This window comes from Pseudonocardia wallangbongensis (genome assembly GCF_054486945.1).
On record NZ_JBRERS010000003.1, the window covers coordinates 362,933 to 380,683 of the forward strand.

The 17,751-nt window shown below is 73.7% G+C and carries 20 protein-coding genes; 10 read left to right on the forward strand and 10 right to left on the reverse strand.

Annotation, left to right across the window (positions count from 1 at the left end; translation table 11 throughout):
- Positions 1-7 precede the first annotated feature (7 nt).
- Positions 8-952 carry a hypothetical protein gene (locus ACU436_RS13095; protein WP_459024930.1) on the reverse strand — a complete coding sequence of 315 codons (945 nt, stop codon included), beginning with the start codon at positions 950-952 and terminating at the stop codon, positions 8-10.
- Positions 953-1,157: 205 nt separating this feature from the next.
- On the opposite strand from ACU436_RS13095, the gene ligD reads away from it, so the two are divergent.
- Together ligD and ACU436_RS13105 are read left to right on the forward strand one after the other, a co-directional pair.
- A complete protein-coding gene (gene ligD / locus ACU436_RS13100; RefSeq protein WP_459024931.1) occupies positions 1,158-2,141 on the forward strand; it encodes a non-homologous end-joining DNA ligase in 984 nt (327 codons plus the stop codon).
- A gap of 129 nt (positions 2,142-2,270) precedes the next feature.
- Positions 2,271-3,110 carry a polysaccharide lyase family 7 protein gene (locus ACU436_RS13105; RefSeq protein WP_459025696.1) on the forward strand — a complete coding sequence of 280 codons (840 nt, stop codon included), beginning with the start codon at positions 2,271-2,273 and terminating at the stop codon, positions 3,108-3,110.
- A gap of 17 nt (positions 3,111-3,127) precedes the next feature.
- Here the strand turns inward: ACU436_RS13105 and ACU436_RS13110 are convergent, their stop codons facing one another.
- Complete coding sequence (locus ACU436_RS13110; RefSeq protein WP_459024932.1) at positions 3,128-3,637, reverse strand: MarR family winged helix-turn-helix transcriptional regulator; 510 nt, start codon at positions 3,635-3,637, stop codon at positions 3,128-3,130.
- 149 nt (positions 3,638-3,786) lie between these two features.
- On the opposite strand from ACU436_RS13110, the gene ACU436_RS13115 reads away from it, so the two are divergent.
- Positions 3,787-5,172, forward strand: coding sequence for an MFS transporter (locus ACU436_RS13115; RefSeq protein ID WP_459024934.1), 1,386 nt, complete (start codon positions 3,787-3,789; stop codon positions 5,170-5,172).
- Between the two features lie 769 nt (positions 5,173-5,941).
- Here the strand turns inward: ACU436_RS13115 and ACU436_RS13120 are convergent.
- The 4 genes from ACU436_RS13120 to ACU436_RS13135 are packed head-to-tail and all read right to left on the reverse strand — an operon-like array spanning position 5,942 to position 7,168.
- Complete coding sequence (locus ACU436_RS13120) at positions 5,942-6,109, reverse strand: hypothetical protein (RefSeq protein ID WP_459024935.1); 168 nt, start codon at positions 6,107-6,109, stop codon at positions 5,942-5,944.
- On the reverse strand, positions 6,096-6,452 hold the full coding sequence (locus ACU436_RS13125; protein WP_459024937.1) for a DUF3618 domain-containing protein: 357 nt from the start codon (positions 6,450-6,452) through the stop codon (positions 6,096-6,098). Before ACU436_RS13125 ends, ACU436_RS13120 begins: the two co-directional genes overlap by 14 nt.
- Entirely contained in the window at positions 6,449-6,919 is a 471-nt protein-coding gene (locus ACU436_RS13130; protein ID WP_459024939.1) for a phage holin family protein, read from the reverse strand. The genes ACU436_RS13125 and ACU436_RS13130 overlap by 4 nt, the downstream gene beginning before the upstream one ends.
- Before the next feature lie 30 nt (positions 6,920-6,949).
- A complete protein-coding gene (locus tag ACU436_RS13135; RefSeq protein ID WP_459024940.1) occupies positions 6,950-7,168 on the reverse strand; it encodes a hypothetical protein in 219 nt (72 codons plus the stop codon).
- A 179-nt stretch (positions 7,169-7,347) separates the two neighbouring features.
- Between ACU436_RS13135 and ACU436_RS13140 the strand changes: the two genes are divergently transcribed.
- The gene (locus ACU436_RS13140; RefSeq protein ID WP_459024941.1) at positions 7,348-7,803 is read left to right on the forward strand and encodes an ATP-binding protein; all 456 of its coding nucleotides are present in this window, start codon (positions 7,348-7,350) and stop codon (positions 7,801-7,803) included.
- Between the two features lie 46 nt (positions 7,804-7,849).
- Here ACU436_RS13140 and ACU436_RS13145 read toward each other — a convergent pair whose 3' ends face one another.
- Positions 7,850-9,295 (reverse strand): pyridoxal phosphate-dependent decarboxylase family protein, encoded by a 1,446-nt coding sequence (locus tag ACU436_RS13145; RefSeq protein WP_459024942.1) that lies wholly within the window; start codon positions 9,293-9,295, stop codon positions 7,850-7,852.
- 163 nt (positions 9,296-9,458) lie between these two features.
- Here ACU436_RS13145 and ACU436_RS13150 point away from each other — a divergent pair, with 163 nt between their 5' ends.
- Positions 9,459-10,667: an MFS transporter gene (locus tag ACU436_RS13150; protein WP_459024944.1), complete on the forward strand. Its 1,209-nt coding sequence runs from the start codon at positions 9,459-9,461 to the stop codon at positions 10,665-10,667.
- 155 nt (positions 10,668-10,822) lie between these two features.
- Here ACU436_RS13150 and ACU436_RS13155 read toward each other — a convergent pair whose 3' ends face one another.
- Complete coding sequence (locus ACU436_RS13155) at positions 10,823-11,158, reverse strand: histone-like nucleoid-structuring protein Lsr2 (protein WP_459024945.1); 336 nt, start codon at positions 11,156-11,158, stop codon at positions 10,823-10,825.
- Positions 11,159-11,170: 12 nt separating this feature from the next.
- Positions 11,171-11,740 (reverse strand): hypothetical protein, encoded by a 570-nt coding sequence (locus ACU436_RS13160; RefSeq protein ID WP_459024947.1) that lies wholly within the window; start codon positions 11,738-11,740, stop codon positions 11,171-11,173.
- Between the two features lie 129 nt (positions 11,741-11,869).
- Between ACU436_RS13160 and ACU436_RS13165 the strand changes: the two genes are divergently transcribed.
- The 5 genes from ACU436_RS13165 (at position 11,870) to ACU436_RS13185 (ending at position 16,577) form a co-directional block, all read left to right on the forward strand.
- Positions 11,870-12,193 (forward strand): hypothetical protein, encoded by a 324-nt coding sequence (locus tag ACU436_RS13165; protein ID WP_459024949.1) that lies wholly within the window; start codon positions 11,870-11,872, stop codon positions 12,191-12,193.
- A gap of 202 nt (positions 12,194-12,395) precedes the next feature.
- Positions 12,396-13,979: an acyl--CoA ligase family protein gene (locus tag ACU436_RS13170; RefSeq protein ID WP_459024951.1), complete on the forward strand. Its 1,584-nt coding sequence runs from the start codon at positions 12,396-12,398 to the stop codon at positions 13,977-13,979.
- Positions 13,980-14,061: 82 nt separating this feature from the next.
- The gene (locus ACU436_RS13175) at positions 14,062-14,391 is read left to right on the forward strand and encodes a DUF3817 domain-containing protein (RefSeq protein ID WP_459024953.1); all 330 of its coding nucleotides are present in this window, start codon (positions 14,062-14,064) and stop codon (positions 14,389-14,391) included.
- A 198-nt stretch (positions 14,392-14,589) separates the two neighbouring features.
- Positions 14,590-15,159 carry a TetR/AcrR family transcriptional regulator gene (locus ACU436_RS13180; RefSeq protein ID WP_459024954.1) on the forward strand — a complete coding sequence of 190 codons (570 nt, stop codon included), beginning with the start codon at positions 14,590-14,592 and terminating at the stop codon, positions 15,157-15,159.
- Positions 15,156-16,577 (forward strand): MFS transporter, encoded by a 1,422-nt coding sequence (locus ACU436_RS13185; RefSeq protein ID WP_459024956.1) that lies wholly within the window; start codon positions 15,156-15,158, stop codon positions 16,575-16,577. The genes ACU436_RS13180 and ACU436_RS13185 overlap by 4 nt, the downstream gene beginning before the upstream one ends.
- Here ACU436_RS13185 and ACU436_RS13190 read toward each other — a convergent pair.
- Entirely contained in the window at positions 16,522-17,748 is a 1,227-nt protein-coding gene (locus ACU436_RS13190; RefSeq protein WP_459024958.1) for a trans-sulfuration enzyme family protein, read from the reverse strand. The genes ACU436_RS13185 and ACU436_RS13190 overlap by 56 nt on opposite strands.
- Between the last annotated feature and the right edge of the window lie 3 nt (positions 17,749-17,751).

Below are 17,751 nucleotides of genomic sequence, written 5' to 3' on the forward strand. Positions count from 1 at the left end.
CGCCGGCCTATGCCTCCAGCTCCTCGAGGCGGGCCTTGGCCCGCGCCGTGCGGGACGCGGCCACCCCCACCGCGCGGGCGGAGGCCTTCGCCGCGGTCTCCGCGTCGCGGGCGGCCGCGGTCGTCGTGCGCTCCTCCTCGCGGGCGGCCTCGATCTCGGCGGTGAGGTCGGCCACCCGGCGGCGGGCGTCGTCGCGGGCGGTGACGGCCTCGTCCCGCGCGGCCTCGTCGGAGTCCTGTGTGGCCCGCGCCGCCGCCTCCTCGTCCTCCGCGGCGGTGAGCGCCTCCGCACGCCGGTCGCGCTCGGCCCGCAACCGCTCGCGCCGGGCGCGCTCGGCCGCGCCGTCGCCGTCGTCCTCGGTGCCGTCGTCCCCGGCCTCGGGGGCCTCCTCGGGTCGCGGTGCCGGACGGGTGGGCGGCGCCGGCGCGGCGCCCGGGTCGGCCTCCGGCCCGAAGCCCGTGTAGCTCAGCGTGCGCGTCAGCCGCCCGGACCGCACCTGCTCGGCGATCTCCGGCCGGGCCAGCGCCGCGTCGAGGATCCCCTGCAGCTCGCGCAGCACGCTCTCGGCCGCCGGGTCGCCCGCCTCCTGTGCCAGCCGTCCCGCCTCGCGGGCCATCGCGGCGACGAGCTGGTGGCGCTTGCTGGACAGCTGCCGCAGCGCCGTGCCGTCGAGGGTGCGCTGGGCGTCCGCGAGCCCGGTGGCGAGCGCGAGCAACCCCTCGAGCTGCGCCGCGCGGCGGCGGGCGAGGAGGTTCGCGAGCCACGCGGCCTTGGTGGGTCTGCGCAGCCTGCCGATGGCCTTCGCGAGCTCGCGGTCGCCCCGCTCGCGGGCGGTGGCGACGGCGGCGTCGCGCGCCCCGATGAACTCGTCGGGCGGCACGGCGTACAGCTCGTCGGCAGCGTCGTTCAGTCCGGCGTCCAACCCCGTGTCGGGTTCGGCGTGTTGCGACACACACCGATCCTAGTGCGCCGTTCCGGCCCGAAGATCCGCCCGATTGCGCGCGCAACAGTTACCGTGGGGTAGCACGGCAGGCGGACCCCCGGCCGCCCCCGTGCCCCCGGCGGCCGCCTCCCCACCCCCTCGAGAGGCGGCCGCCGGCCCATCCGATCGGGATCCCGGGATGCGCAGCCCGCGGTGGCCCGGGCAGGCTCCCGGGATGGTCCCGACCACTCCACTTCCGCCGCCGGTATCGCCGATGCTGGCCACCGCCGGGGAACCGCCCGCGGGCGCCGGGTGGTCGTTCGAGTTCAAGTGGGACGGGGTGCGGGCCGTCACGGCGGTGGCGGGCGAGCGGATCCGCGCGCAGAGCCGCCGCGGCAACGAGGTCACGGCCGGGTACCCGGAGCTCGCCGACCTCGGCGCGCTGCTGGACGGCAGGCCGGTCCTGCTCGACGGCGAGGTCATCGCGCTCGACGACGACGGCCGGCCCGACTTCGGCACGCTGCAGCACCGGATGCACGTGCGCATGCCCGACCCGGAGCTGGTCGAGCGCATCCCGGTGTCCTACGTCGTCTTCGACCTGCTGCACCTGGACGGTGCGTCGCTGCTCGGCGAGCCCTACGACCGGCGGCGCGAGCTGCTCGAGGGCCTGGGGATCGCCGGGCCGCGGGTGCGCGTGCCCCCGGCGGCCGCGGGGGTGAGCGGCGCGCAGCTGCTGGAGGTCGCGAGGGCCCATGGCCTGGAGGGCGTCGTCGGGAAGCGGCGCTCCGCGCGCTACGAGCCGGGCCGCCGCTCGCCGGCGTGGGTGAAGACGGCGTTGCTGCACACCCAGGAGGTCGTGATCGGCGGCTGGACCACCGGGGAGGGGCGGCGGGCGCAGAACATCGGGGCCCTGCTCCTGGGCGCCTACGACGCGAGCGGGTCGCTGCGGTACCTCGGGCACGTCGGCACCGGGTTCACCGAGGCCGCGCTGCGCTCGCTGCTCGCCGAGCTGCAGGTCAGGGAGCGGGGGACGAGCCCGTTCGACGAGGAGGTCCCGCGCGACGAGGCGCGCAAGGCGCGCTGGGTGGCGCCGGAGCTGGTGGGCGAGGTCGTCTACCGGGTGCTGACGAAGGAGGGGCGGCTGCGGCACGCGGCCTGGCGGGGCCTGCGCAGCGACAAGGACCCGGCCGACGCGACGATCCGACCGCCGCGGTCGTGACCGACCAGGTGATCCACATTCGAGTGACTCGGCATCACAAGTCGCAGCGGCGTGATTACCGTTCGACATCGTCCGCTCCCGCACCACTCACGCTGACCCCGCGCGAGTCCGGCCGAGGGGAAGTCCGTGATGACGTTCAGCCACCCGCTACTGACCACCGCGATCGCCGCCGCGCTGTCCGCCGGCGTCTCGGGGATGTCGCTCGGCGCCGCACCACCGCTGCCGGCACCTCCACCGGCCGAGGCGGTGGCGGGGCCACCGGCGCAGGAGGCTCCGCTGGCCCCCGGGAAGGCGAGCGTGCCCGCCGACCTCCTCGACCTCAGCAACTGGAAGCTCACCCTCCCGACCGGGGACGCGGGCAGCCCCGTGGAGGTGCTCTCCGGGACGCTCTCGCAGTTCACGAACGAGTTCTTCAAGGTCAACGACTCGCGCAACGGCGTGGTCTTCACGGCGAAGGTCGGCGGCGTCACGACGAAGAACAGCCACTACCCGCGGTCCGAGCTGCGTGAGATGCAGGATGGGGAGAACGCCGCCTGGTCGAACCCCGGAGGCACGCACACGCTCGAGGTGCGCGAGGCGATCCTCGAGGTCCCGAAGGTCAAGCCGGAGGTCGTGGCGGCGCAGATCCACGACGGCGACGACGACGTCCTGCAGGTCCGCCTCGAGGGGGAGCGCCTCTCCGTGCAGTCCGACGACGGCGAGAGCGAGACCGTCATCGACCCCGCCTACCGGCTCGGCACGCCCTACGACCTGAAGATCGTCGCCGAGGGCGGGCGCGTCGACGTCCACTACAACGGGGCGAAGAAGGCCGAGCTGAACAAGAGCGGCACGGGCTGGTACTTCAAGGTCGGCGCATACGTGCAGTCGAGCACGGAGAAGGGCGACCGGGAGGGAACCCCGGGAGCCGTCGCCGTCTACGCGTTGAAGGTGACCCACACCGGCGGTGAGGAGTCGGCCCGCCTCGGGTGAGGGTGGCGGGCCGGGCGTCAGCCCGGCGGCCGCTGACCGGGTGTTCCCGGGGCCGGCTCGGCGTCGAGCTTGTCGAAGTAGGCCTCGATGTCGTCGACCCAGCGGGTGATGAGCGTGCACACCTGTCGCCGGTCCTCGACCGGCCAGCCGGCCACCGCCTCACGCATCCAGCTCTTGATCACCGCGTGGTAGCGGTCGATCAGCTCGGCCCCCTCCGGGGTCGGCGCGAGCCGCGCCACCCGCCGGTCCTCGGCGTCCACGGTCTTCTCGAGCAGGCCACGGGCGACCAGCCGCTGGACCTGCCGGGTGGCGTGCGGCCCCTCGACCTGCATCGCCTCGGCGAGCTCCTTGACGCTGAGCGGCTGCTCCGCCTTGCGCACGAGCCCCAGTATCTGCAGACCGATCCGGTCGAGCGTGATGCCGGCCTCGGCGCAGGCGCGTTCGGACAGCTTGGCGCGCCGCAGCATGCGGGTCATGCGGCTGATCGACGTCGTGGCCTCCAGCAGGTCGTCGCCGTAGTCCTCCACGACAATCTCCCTTGACGGTTACCTAAGTTAGGTATGTAGTCTCGCTGGCAGGTTACCTACCTAAGTTAGCCGTTTGAAAGGTTGAGATGGCACAGGCTCTCCAAGCCGCCATGACCGATGCCGGATCGAGATCTCCCCGCTCCCCGGTCGTGGCACCCACCCAGGGCCGGTCGGTCGTCGCCGCGGCGGCGTTCGGGGCGGCGGTCACCGTGATGCAGCAGAGCGCGGTGCTCCCACTCCTCCCGCGCCTGCAGGCCGAACTGAACGTCGGCGTGGCCGCCGTGAGCTGGACGTTCACGATCAGCATGCTCGTCGGCGCGGTGGCGACGCCGCTGTTCAGCCGGTTCGGCGACATGTACGGGCGGCGGCGGATGCTGCTGGCGTCGTTCGTCATGCTGCTGGCCGGCTCGGTGATCGCGGGTCTCGCGTCCTCGCTGCCCGTGCTGCTGGTCGGAAGGGTGGTGCAGGGCTTCTCGGTCGCCGTCATCCCGCTGTCGATCGGTGTCGTGCGGGGCGTCCTGCCGCCGGAGAGGCTGGCCACGGGCATCGGCATGATCAGCGCGACCATCGGCATCGGGAGCGGGATCGGCCTGGTGCTGAGCGGGGTGATCGCGCAGTACACCACCGGCTTCCGGGCCGTGTTCTGGGTGATGGCGGTCCTCGCCGCGGCCGCGCTGGCGGTCGGTGTGGTCTTCCTGCGCGACCCGACACCGCCGCAGGGCGGGCGCCCGGACATCCCGGGCGCGGTCCTCCTGGCGGGCGGCCTGGTCACGCTGTTGCTCGGCATCACGGAGGGCCAGAGCTGGGGCTGGACCTCCGCCCGCATCCTCGGGCTGTTCGCCGCCTCGGCCGTGCTCTTCGCGGTCTGGGTGGCCGTCGAACGGCGGACCGCGGAGCCGCTGGTCGACATCGGCCTGCTGACCCACCGCGGCACGGTCGGGGCGAGCGTCGCCTCCATGCTGCTCGGGTTCGCGATGTTCGGCGGCTTCTCCCTCGCCCCCCAGTTCGTGCAGGCACCGGCCTCCGCCGGGTACGGGTTCGGCGCGTCCGTCCTGCAGGCCGGGCTCTACCTGCTTCCCGCCTCGCTCCTGATGATGATCGTCTCGCTGGCGTCCGGCGGGCTGATCCGCCGGCTGTCCGCGCCGTACGTCGTCGCGATCGGGGCGGTGCTGACCGGGGTGTCGGAGCTGTGGCTCGTGCTGTCCCACACCCACGTCACCGACGTGCTGAGCTCGATGACGCTGCTGGGTCTGGGCATCGGGCTGGCCTACTCCGCGCTCGCGACGATGGCGATCGAGCACGTCGACCCGTCCAGGACCGGCGTCGCCAGCGGTGTGAACAGCCTCGTCCGCATGCTCGGGGCGAGCATCTCGGGGGCGCTGGCGGCGGCGCTGCTCGCGGCGCACGTGACGCCGGGCGCGACGCTCCCGTCGATCGGGGGGTACGAGCTGGGCTTCGGCATCACCGCCGTCGGTGCCCTGCTCGCCGCCGTCTTCGCCGTCTGCTTCGGGCTGCTCAACCGTCGCCCGGGCTAGGAGGCTGGGGTCTTTCGCCGGAGCGGCTTGATCAGCGAATCGGTGCAGTCGCGGCCGCATGTGGCCGCTCTCGCACCAGGCGGCCGATCATGCCCGTCGGGTGGTCGGCTTGATCAGCAGCTGGGTGCGAGAGTGGCCGTATGGTGTCTGTTGCCGGATCGGGCGCGTTGCCGTCGCTCGCGCATGTCGTGTCGCCTCGGGTATCCGGTGGTCGAGGGGTTGGTCGGTGTCCCGGGACCCGTGGGCGAGTGGGGCCCCGACGTGGTGCACGCCGGTTTCCGGCGAGACCGTCATTTGGCTCGAGATCGACGTGACGGGTCTCGGGGAAGATCCAAGCCTCGTGAGGTCTACGTGGTCCCGGTGGACAACTTCTGCCGGCCGGGTTCGGCGGCATCTGCCCAGCGAGGCGGGCACCCGTGTGCCGCGGGTAGTGCTTCCCCATGATCACATGCCTGGAACCGTCCTCGGGAGGACCATGAGGGGGATCTCGCAACGATCAGCGCGTCATGATCGGTGCGAGATTCGCCGCAGCGCCCACCCGAGGGCGCCCAGCCACAGCTGATCACGAAGTGGCCGCCTCCGGTGGCGCCGCGCGCGCCCACCGGGCAGGCCCCGGCCTGCCCGGGCTGCAGCCCGGAGTGGTCGCAGAGGCTCACAGGTCAACGATCAAGGCGACCGGCGCGAGCAGCGATCCAAGCCCCTCATGGAACAACTGGGGATATCCAGGCGTCCAACGCCGCGTGGGCGTGGCGCAGTAGGCCAGAGCTGTTCATGGTGCTCCTGGAGGGCCGGTCCGCTCGGGCGGGTCGTCGTCGGCGGGTGGCTCCGCCGACGCCCACTCCTCGCGGTTCGACCCGCCCGGGCCGAGCTCACCGGCGACCTGGTCGGCGAGCGCCTCGTCCTCTCGGGGGCTGTGCTTGGAGTTACCGCGCTCCATCGGCGTCCTCCTTCCGGGGCCTGCGCCGGCGGCACAGGCTGCGCAGGGACAGCAGCAGGAGGGCCGCGATGACCCCGCCGACGACCATCGGCCGCCGGCGCACCGCGTCCTCGACGGCGGGTGCCTTCTCGACCATCGCATCGCGGGCGACGTCGCGGGCGTGCGCCACCCGGGCCTGCACCCGCTCCGCGGTCTCGGCGCGCTTCTCGCGCAGCCGCTGCGGCACGTCGGCACGGTGGACCAGCTCCTCGACCGTGTCGCCGAGCTCCGAGCGCAGCTGCTCGACGTCCCGTTCGACGACCTCGCCCTCGTGCGGGGTGCCTGCACCCCCGGGCGCAGTCACCGGTGCACCGCGTTCCGCACGGCGTCCACGTCGCTCTGGACGCCCTGGACGGCCTGCTCCGGCACCGGGGGTGTCGCCCGCCGCAGCCGGCCCCGCCCGACGAAGGCGAGGATTGCGGCCACGAGCAGCAGCACCACCCCGATGATCAGCGCCGACAGCCACACCGGGACCACGGTGGCGAGCCCGGCGATCGCCGCCGCGACCAGCGCGCCGACCCCGAAGAGGGCCACCACGCCGCCTGCCCCGGCGAGGCCGGCTCCGGCACCGGCACGCTTGCCCTTCGCGGTGAGCTCGGTCCTGGCGAGCTCCAGCTCGCGGCGGAACAGCTCGGAGAGCTGCGTCGAGAGCCGCCGGACGAGCTCGCCGGTCGAGACGTCGCTGAGCCCGGTACCCGTCGTAGCGTGCTCCGGCGCCCCCGGGAGGGGCGCCGACCGCTGGGCCGGCACATCCGTCGTGTGCGAGGTCATGTCCAGGGCCTACCCGGGGATCCGGCCCCGCTAACGCATGGCGGCCTCCAGCTCGGCGACGGCGCCGGACACGGCGATCACGCACGCCCCGCGCACGAACTGCTCACCCGCGCCGTCGCGCAGCCGCCGCACATCGGAGCCGTCGGTGCCGAGTGCCGCGGCGAGCACCTCGACCGCGTCGGCCGGCTGCTCGAGCATGGTCGCCGGCTCGGCGTCGCCGGTGGCCACGTTCGCCAGCAGCACGCTCACCTGTAGCACCCATGCGCGGAGTGGGCAGCTCCCACTTCTGCCGCTGATCGCCGTCCTGCGGGTGAACCGCAGGTGAACGAAGCGACCGCCGGTCCGTGCGGCGCGGCGAACGGGCCACCGGACGAATGGGGGCGGCGGGCGACGTTTGCTTCTCGGTGGAGTGGTGGAACGTGACGGGCATGGAGGTTTCGCGCCGGCCCGCCCCCGGCCACATCGAGTTCGTCCACCGCAGTTGGCCCGCCGATCCGCATCAGCTTTCGCTGATCCGGCGGGAGCTGTCCGGCTGGCTCGCCCCGCTGGCGCTCACGGAGGTGGAGGTCGCCGATGTCGTGCTCGCGGTCGACGAGGCGGCCGCGAACGCAGTCCGCCATGCCTACGGCCCCGACGAGGCCGGGGCCGTCGAGCTCACGCTGTGGACGGAGTCGGGGACCCGCACGGAGCCCGGGACGCTGTGCATCGAGGTCGTCGACCACGGCAGCTGGCGTCCACCCGCCGACCAACCCACGGAAGGTGGGCGGGGGATCCCGCTGATGAGCCACATGTCCGAGTCGGTGCTCATCCGCTACGACGACCGCGGCAGCCGGGTGCTCCTGCGCCACCGGATCCCCGGTGAGCGGGAGCACGAGGAGGCCTGACCGCGTTGTGGAGCCATGACGCTGTTCTGGCGGTCTCCTGGCAGCGCTATGGAGCCACAACGCTCCGGGAGGACTTCAGCTCGGACCATAGGTGGTCTACATCCGTTTTCTCCGTCGTCACCGAACCTATTGCCACGCGGATGACGTAGCGGCCTTCGGTCACCGTGTGGGTCAGGAAGGCGGCACCCGTGGCGTTGACGCGGGCGAGGACCTCCCGGGAGGCGGCGTCGTCGGCGTCCGGGCCGGCCCCGGTCACCACGCGGAGGCAGACCAGCGCGAGGGACGGCTCGGCGGCCAGCTCGAACCCCGGGTCGGCGCGCACGCGGTCGGCGAGCGTCGCCGCGAGCGCGACGTGCTCGCGGATGTGCGACCGCAGGCCGGTGAGCCCGGCGCCGTGCACCACGGCCCACAGCTTGAGGGCCCGGAACCGGCGCCCGAGCGGCACCTGCCAGTCGCGGTAGTCGACCACCGCCCCCGACTCCGACGCGGTGTTGCGCAGGTACTCCGGGGTGATCGACAGCGCCGCCGGGAGCGCCGCACCATCGCGCACCCACAGCAGCGACGCGTCGAACGCGGTGAGCAGCCACTTGTGCGGGTTCGTGGAGAACGAGTCGGCGAGCTCGACGCCGTCGAGCAGGTGCCGGAACTCGGGGCACAGGGCGGCCACGCCGGCCCACGCGGCGTCCACGTGCACCCACGCGCCGTGCTCCCGGGCCACGTCGGCCACGGCTCGCACCGGGTCGACCGCGCCGGTACCGGTGGTGCCGACGGTCGCGCAGATCAGGACCGGCCGCAGCCCGGCCGCGACATCGGCCTCCAGGGCCGCGGCCAGCGCGTCCGGGTGCATCGCGAGCGAGCCCGGCGCCGTGTCCACCGTGCGGAGCGCCCCCGCGCCGAGCCCCGCGACGCGCACCGCCTTCGCCAGTGAGGAGTGGGTCTCCGCGGTGACGTAGACCCGCTCGTCGCCGCGCACCCCGGTCTCCCGCCACCCGGCGTCGGCGCGGTGGAGCGCGGCGAGCAGCGCGACGAGCGCGCCGGACGACGCCGAGTCCTGGATGCAGCCGCCCCCGCCGCCGGCGAACGTGAACGCCGGGTCGAGGCCGAGTGCGGCGGCGAACCCGTCCACCACGACCTGCTCCACCTCGGTGGCGGCGGGCGAGGTGGACCACAGCATCCCCTGCGCCCCCAACGCGCCGGAGAGCATGTCGCCGAGGAGGGAGTGCAGCGACGCGCTCGCGGGGAAGTAGCCGAAGAACCGCGGGTGCTGCCACAGCGTGCTCGCCGGCACCACGACCCGGTCGACGGTGTCGAGGAGATCTTCGAGCGGGGCGGGATCCTCGGGCAGCGTGGCCGGCAGCCGGGCCCGCACCCATCCGGGTTCCACGCGGGGCTGCACGGGAAGCTGGTCGAGCCCGGCGCGGTGGTCGGCGATCCAGTCGACGACGGCGTGGCCGAGCCTGCGGAACTCCTCGGGGTCGAGATCGGCGGTCACGCATCCCACGCTATCGGGGTGTCCACGACCGGGACGGAGTCGGGAACTTGCTTCAGTTGCACGAACGGCACTCTCGTTCGCCCCACTCGGGGCTGGCTGCGAGTGGCAGGACTCACGTGCAGTCCCGGCAGCGGACGGAGCGGGCGCGGAGCATGGTCGAGCGGTGACGACCGACATCGGCAGAGCCGGCGAGCGGACCCGGCTGCGGCTGCTGCAACTGACCGCCCTCACCAGCTCCTGCGACCGTTTCGCGCTGGCCCCGATGCTCGTCGTCATCGGCCTCGACCTGGGGGAGCCCCTCGTCGCTGTGCTCGCCGTGGCGAGCGCGTACTTCCTGGCCTACGGGCTCATGCAGCCCGTGTGGGGCCTGGTCAGCGATCGGATCGGGCGGGTCCGGGTCATGCGGGTGTCGCTCCTGGGCGCCGCAGTGGCGGGCGCGGTGTCGGCGCTCTCCCCGAACCTGCTGGTCTTCGGCATCTCCCGCACGGTGGCGGCCGCGTGCGTCGCCGCGCTGGTCCCGGCCACGCTCGTGTACGTCGGCGACATGTGGGAGGCGCGGCTGCGGCAGCGTCCGCTCGCGGAGGTCCTCACGGCGTCGTCACTGGGCACCGCGGTGGCCACGGCCGGGGCGGGGGTGCTCGCACAGGTGATCGGCTGGCGCGTGGTGCCGGCGCTGACCGGGATCGCGGCGGCCGTGCTGTGGGTGGCGCTGCGCCGCCTGCCGGAACCGGAGCGCCAGCCGATGACCGGCAGCCCGCTGCGGTCGATCACCACGGTGCTGCGCCACCGGTGGGCGCTCGTCGTGCTCGTCCTGGTGCTCGTCGAGGGCGTGGTCGTGCTGGGTGTCGTGACCTACCTGGCGCCCGCCGTGCAGGCGCTCGGGTTCTCGGCGGCGGTCGGCGGGCTGGTCGCGGCGTCGTTCGGGGCCGGCGCCGTGGTGCTGTCCCGCCTCGTCCGGATCCTGGTCGGCCGCCTGTCGGCGCCGGCGCTCGCAACGGTCGGCGCGGCCATGCTCGCCGCGGGGTGGGCCCTGCCCTCGCTGACCGTGTCGGTCCCCACCGTCATCGCCGCCGGCGTGCTGCTGGGCGGGTCGTGGGCCTTCCTGCACACCACGTTGCAGAGCTGGTCCACGGAGGTGGTCGCGGAGGAGCGGGCGACGGTGGTGGCCCTGTTCGCCGCGCTGCTGTTCCTCGGCGCCGCCGTCGGGACCGCCGTGCTGGCTCCGCTCGCCGACGCCGGTGACTTCCAGGCGGTGTTCCGGGTGGCGCTCACGGTGGCCGTGCCGCTGGCGATCGCGGCCGTTCTCGCCCGCCGCCGTTACGGCGACCGAGGCAGTGACCCGGGAAACGTCGACCCCTCGCCGGCACCCTGACGGCGGCATGACGAGACCCCCCGATCGCCGCAACGCGAGAGGCCGGCACTCGAACGCACATCGTTGCCGAGCTGTTGCCGAGCGGCACGGTCATCCGGCTCGACGACGCAATCCGGATGACCCGCCCTCGCGCTGATGTCCCGGCGTGTCTTGTCTCAGTGCGCCTTGTGGTAGGCCTCGAGCACGTTGGATGGGATCCGGCCCCGCTCGGAGATCTTCATGCCCTGCTGCTGGGCCCATTCCCGAATGGCCTGGTTCTGCTCGCGGTCGGTGCTGGGCCGGGCCGTGGCGACGGCGCCACCCGAACGGCGGCGGCCGCTCGTGCGACGAGCAGCGGAAATGAAGGGCGCGAGGGCATCGCGCAATCTGGCGCCATTGGAGGAGGACAGGTCGATCTCGTAGGACTTGCCGTCCATCGCGAACTCGACCTGCTCGTCCGCGTCGCTGCCGTCCAGGTCGTCGACCAGGGTGACGGTCGTCTGCTTGGCCACTGGTGCTGCCTTTCAGAACTGCTCCGGGTACGCCGGACAACCCGCCGGGGCGGGCTTGCGGCGCAGGAGAACGGTGGGCACTAATTTCGGGATCGATGATAAAGGAGGTAGCCACGCATTGTCGATCCGGGTCCGACTCTTGGGGGGCGCCGTGGCCGGAATGGATCGCGCGCCGGGGAAAGGGGAGCCTCCGGGCATCGCGGGAGCCGCTGGCAGCTTCACGGCGATCTCACCGCCGAGCCGGAACCCGGGAGCGAGGTCGAGATCGTCGCCGCTCCAGAACCGTCCGGGGTCATACCAGTCCGGGCTGCGATCCGGCGGCAATAACCCCATCTCCTGGTAGGTGCGGGCTACGACCTCCGCGCAGTAAGCGCTCTCCAACCCGAGGTCCGTTCCGGAACCGCTTCCGCGGAGTGCGGCGGGCAGCCGCCCGCGCAACCACCGGCCCGCGAGCCGGACCGTGGACGGGAACGGGGCGCCGTCCAACCGGGCGACCGCCCGCAACGCGCCGTTCTCCTCGGCGCGGCCGATGGGGCCCGCCAGCCGGCGCAGCCAGGCCCGCTGCCCGTAGCGGTGGCCCACTGGAGCACCGCTACGGGCAGGTCGTGCAACTGCACGCCGCGGTGCCGGGTGCCCGCCCAGCGGTCGGGGAGCGCCCGGCCCAGCTCGGCGTGCCACATCAGCGGTGGCAGGTCGTCGACGACGAGGGCCATGCCGACGTGGTTCACCGTGGCGTTGGTGACGCCGCGGATCGCCCGGTCGGCGCGGGAGGAGCCGCGGAAGAGGCAGATGTCGCCCCGTGCGCATCAGCTCGCAGGCCTGGTCGAGGGTGATCTGTTCCCCGAGCACCGGATCAAGTTGGTGCGCCGCGGTTGTGGAAGGTGCTCGGGCTCGCCGGTCTCGCCGGGGTCGCGACCGCCGGGCGTCGTCATCGGCCGGAGCGAGCGGCAACGGCGGGCGTACCCGCCGGAGGAGATCCGGGCGCGGCTGCACGAGCGGGTGGCCGCGCTGGAGGAGGCGCCTCCTCCGGGGTGACCCGCGGGGGCGGGCAGACCCAGCCGCAGCGGGTGTGGTCCCAGTAGCAGCCGCGGTGGTGGTGGTGTCCGGGCTCGGCGAGCGGGTCGGTGCTCATGATCGGTCCCTTCGACGGCGGGAAGCCCGTCGGGTGTGCCTGCGTGCTCGGCCCGTGCGGAGCGGGCGTTACCACCCGCCCGGAGCCGCGGGAGATAGTGACCGCATGGATGCCGCCGTGGATGTCGACGTGGACCTCTCGTTCGAGCCCCTGACGCCGGTGTCGTTCCTCGATCGGGCCGCGGCCGCGCACGGCGACCGGATCGCCGTCGTGGACGGGGACCGGCGCTACAGCTACGCGCAGTTGCACGACCGGTGCCGGCGTCTGGCGGGAGCGCTCGCCCCGCTCGCCGGCGGCCGTCCGGTGGCCGTGCTGGCGCCGAACACCCACGTGCTGCTCGAGGCGCACTTCGGGGTGCCCTGGGCCGGCGTGCCGCTGGTCGCGATCAACACCCGGCTCGCGGCGCCGGAGGTCGCCTACATCCTGGAGCACTCGCGGGCGGCCGTCCTCGTGCACGACCCGGTGTTCGACGGGCTGGTCGCCGACGCCGTGTCCGGGCTGGCCGAGCCGCCGGTGCTCGTGCCGGTGGGGGAGCGGTACGAGGAGCTGCTCGCCGCGGCCGCCCCGCAGGCCGCCGCCCCGGCCGACGAGCGCGCGCTACTGTCGGTCAACTACACCTCGGGGACGACCGGGCGCCCCAAGGGCGTGATGTACCACCACCGCGGCGCCTACCTGCAGGCCCTCGCCATGGCCGCGCACACCGGGCTGTCCCCGTCGGCGGTGCACCTGTGGACGCTGCCGATGTTCCACTGCAACGGCTGGTGCTTCCCCTGGGCGGTCACCGCGGCCGCCGGCACCCACGTCTGCCTGCCGAAGGTCGAGCCCGAGGAGGTCTGGCGGCTGGTCCGCGAGGAGGGCGTCACGCACCTGGAGGGGGCGCCGACCGTGCTCTCGATGATCGCGTACGCCGACGGCGCCGCCCCGCTGGACCGCACGGTGCGCGTCGCCGTGGGCGGGGCGCCGCCGTCGCCCGCGATCCTGCGCCGGATGGGCGAGCTCGGGTTCGACGTCACGCACCTCTACGGCCTCACCGAGACGTTCGGGCCGGTGATGATCTGTGACTGGCGGCCGGAGTGGAACGGCCTCGACGCCGCCGAGCAGGCGCGGCGCAAGGCCCGGCAGGGCGTGGGCAACATGATCTCGTGCCGGGCCCGGGTGGTCACGCCGGACGGCGCGGACGTGCCGGCCGACGGCGCGACGATCGGCGAGATCGCGCTCCGCGGCAACAACGTGATGCTCGGGTACCTGCGCGATCCGGAGGCGACGGCGGCCGCGGCCCCGGACGGCTGGTTCCGCACCGGCGACCTCGGCGTCCTGCACCCCGACGGCTACGTCGAGCTGCGGGACCGCAGCAAGGACGTGATCATCTCCGGCGGGGAGAACATCGCGAGCGTCGAGGTGGAGCAGGTCCTCGCCGACCACCCCGCCGTGCTGGAGGCGGCGGTCGTGGCCGCGCCCGACGAGCGCTGGGGCGAGGTCCCGATCGCCTACGTCACCCTGCACGACGGTGCGAGCGCCACCGCCGACGAGCTGCGGGAGCACGTCAGGGGCAGGCTCGCGCGGTTCAAGGCGCCCAAGGCGGTGGTGTTCGGTCCGCTGCCCAAGACCTCGACCGGAAAGGTCCAGAAGTACGTGCTGCGACGGCGCACGGCCGGGGCGAGCGGGTCGGCGCCGGAGCCGTCGGTGTGATGATCTCGCCGACTAGCGGCGGATACGCTCGGTGGTCGGCCCCGGCAAACGGGTGGGATCATGCGTCCGGCAGAGTGAAGGGGTGGCTGTCGTCTCCCCGTCCACCGGCGCACTGGCGTTCCGCGTCGTCGCGATCGCCGAGGCGTGCTCGTGGGCCGGCCTGCTCGTCGGGATGTTCTTCAAGTACGTCGTCGTGTTCGACGACATCGGCGTGAACGTGTTCGGCCCGATCCACGGCGCGCTGTTCATCGCCTACGTGGTCGTCACGCTCGTCGTGGCGCGCACCTTGCGGTGGCGCCTTCCGGTCACGCTGATCGCGCTGGCCGCGAGCATCCCGCCGCTCGCGACGCTGTGGTTCGAGCGGCGGGCGCGTCGTCAGGGCATGCTCGCCGAGCCGGTGGCCGTCGCCTAGTGCGACGCTCGCTCGTCCGGGGGCGCCCCCCGCCGTCGGGCCCGGGGCGGGGTCGCCCGCCGGGCCCGATGGCCCCTCCCGGACCACCGCGCATCGGCTGACCGCCGAACATCAGCACGACCAGGTCCCGCCGGCCCGGTCCGCGCGGAAGGATCCCGCCCTACTAGTTAGTAGTCACTCACTAGTAACTTGAGTGGCGTGAGCCCACGCATGAGCGCCGGCGAGAGACGCGCACAGGTCCTCGCGATCGCGGCCCGGGAGTTCGCCGACCACGGCCTGCACGGCGCGTCCACCGAGGCCATCGCGCGCGCGGCGGGAATCAGCCAGCCCTACGTCTTCCGCATGTTCGGCACCAAGAAGGCCCTGTTCCTCGAGCTCGTCGGCGCCGCGTTCGACCGGGTCGCCGATGGCATGGCCGAGGCGGCTGCAGGCCGCGCCGGGCTCGAGGGACTGGCGCCGATGGGCCGCCAGTACTACGACCTGCTGGCCGACCGCACCTCGCTCCTGCTGCAGCTGCAGGGGTTCGCCGCCTGCGGGGACGCCGACGTGCGCGAGGTCGTGCGCTCCCGCTTCGCCCGCTTGTGGGAGGTGGCCGCCGGTACGGGCCTGGATGCGATCACGGTCAAGACCTTCCTGGCCTACGGGATGCTTCTGAACACCGGCGCCGCCCTGGGCGTGGACGAGGTCGACGAGCCCTGGGCGCAGGGCGTGCGTACGCGGGTGCGGGCGGGCCTGTTCGAGCACGTGACCTCGGAGTCGAACACGTGACCGCTCCGAGGCGGAACGAGACCGGCGAACGGTCCGAAGCCGCGGCGCCCGCGCTACTGGCGCCCACGCTGATCTTCATCGCCCTGGTGGTGGCCGCCATCGGCAGCCTCGGCGCGCCCCTGATCACCGCGGTCGCGGTCGAACACCGCGTCTCGCTGGCCGCAGCGCAGTGGACCCTGACCAGCACCCTGCTGGCGGGCGCGGTGGCCACCCCGCTCCTGGGCCGGCTCGGCACCGGCGGGCGCCGCCGGACCACGATCCTGGCCACCCTCGCCGTCGTCCTCGCGGGCAGCGTGCTGACCGTGCTGCCCACCCCGTTCTGGTGCGTCCTGCTCGGCCGTGCCCTGCAAGGCGTCGGCCTGGGCCTGACCGCTCTGATGATGGGTGTGGCCCGGGACCACCTGCCCGCCGAGCGTTCCCGCCGCGTGATCGCGATGATCTCGGTGGCCTCCACCGTGGGCATCGGCGTCGGCTATCCGCTCGCCGGGTTCCTCACCGACGCCGCCGGGCTGCACGCCGCCTACGCCATCGGCCTGGTCGTCTCGGCGCTCGCGCTGGCCGGCGCCTGGGCGGCGATCCCCGCCGCGCGGGTCGGGAAGGCAGCCCGCCTGGACCTGCCCGGCGCGTTCCTGCTGTCGGCCGGGCTGCTCGCGATCCTGATCGACGCCTCCCAGACGAGCCTCTGGGCCACCCGCCCGGGCACGGCCGTCGCGGTGGGCGCCGTGGGTGTGCTGCTGCTGGCCGGGTGGGCCCGGCGCGACCTGCGCACCGACCAGCCGTTGGTCGGGCTGCGCCTGCTGCGCCACCGCCCGGTGGCGGTGGCGAACCTCGCCATGGCCCTGGCCGGGCTGGGGATGTACCTGCTGCTGGCCCTGGCCACCCGCTACGCCCAGACCCCCACCAGCGCGGGGTACGGGTTCGGCCTGAGCACGTTCTGGGCGGGCCTGGCCCTGGTGCCGTTCTCCCTGGCCGGATTCGTCGCGGGCACCGCCGCACCCAGGACCGCCGCCCGCCTGTCGCCGCGCGGCATCCTCACCGTCGGCGGCGCCGTCGTCCTCGCCGCGTTCGCGGTGTTCCTGGCCGTGCGGGGCAACCTGGTCGGGCTCCTGGTGGCGCTGGCGGTGCTGGGCTACGGGGTCAGCACGTTCTCCGCGGCCATGCCCCAGATCATCCTGGCCGCCACCCCGGCGGCCGAGACCTCCGCGGCGATGGCGTTCAACCAGGTCGTCCGCAGCGTCTTCTTCTCCTTCGGGTCCGCGATCGCGGGCCTGGTCCTCCAGGCGCACACGCCGGAAGGCCTCGAGTTCCCGGCCGAGTCGGGCTACGCGACCGCGGCCGTGATCGGCATCGTCGTCATGATCGCTACCGTGGCGACCGTGACGGGGTTGCTCCGCGCCGAGGACCGACGGTCGCCGTGAGGGCCTGGTCGAGGTCGGCGACCAGGTCCCGCGGGTCCTCCAGGCCCACCGAGAACCGCAGGTGCCCGTACCGGCGGAAATCCTCCGGGTAGAACCGGGCGCGCTCGTCGTCGCCGGACACGTGCACGATCAGCGACTCGTCGTGCCCGAGCGACACCGCCGACGTGATGACCCGCAGCGCCGCGACGAACCGGTTCTGGGTGTCGGCGTCGCCGGAGACGGCGAACGCGAGCATCCCGCCGAACCCGCCGTCCAGGGTGCGGGCGGCGAGGGCGTGCTGCGGGTGCGACGCGAGCCCCGGGTAGGCCACGTACGCCACGCGCGGGTCCTCCACGAGGAACTCGGCCACCGCCAGCGCCGCCGCGCAGTGGGCCCGCATCCGCATCGGCAACGTGACCGAGCCGCGCATGATCAGCCAGGCGTTGAACGGGCTGATCGCCCCGCCGACGTTCACCATCGCGTCCGCGCGCACGGCCTCGACCAGCGCCGTGCCCGCCGCACCCGCACCGATGACGGCGCCGCCCATCGCGTCGCCGTGGCCGTTGATGTACTTGGTGAGCGAGTGCACGACGACGTCCGCCCCGAGCGCGAGCGGGCGCTGCAGGACGGGCGTGGCGAACGTGGCGTCCACCGAGCAGACGGCGCCCGCGGCGTGCGCGATCTCGGCGACCGCGGCCACGTCCGTGATCCGCGTGGTCGGGTTGGCGGGGGACTCGACGTGCACCAGCCGCGTCTCCGGGCGGACGGCGGCGGCCACGGCCCGCGGGTCGGACGAGTCGACGAGCGTGGCCGTGATCCCGTACTTCGCGGGCAGCAGCTCGGTGAGCAGCCGGTACGTGCCGACGTAGGTGTTGTCGGAGCAGACGACGTGGTCGCCGGAGCGCAGCGCGGTGAAGAGGAGGGCGTGTATCGCGGCCATCCCGCTGGCGAGGGTCACCGCGGAGGTGCCGCCGTCGAGCGCGGCGAGCTTCTCCTCCAGCCACCCCTGGTTGGCGCCGCCGTTGCGGGTGTAGAGCCGCGTGCCGGTGCCCGACCAGGACAGCCCCGACGGGTCGTCGGGCAGGGCGTAGGAGTTGGCCATGACCAGCGGGCGGCGGATCGCCCCGCTCCCGGCGTCGACGGCGTTGCCGCCGTGGACGGCGAGAGTGGCGAGGTGAGGGGAGTTCGACACGAC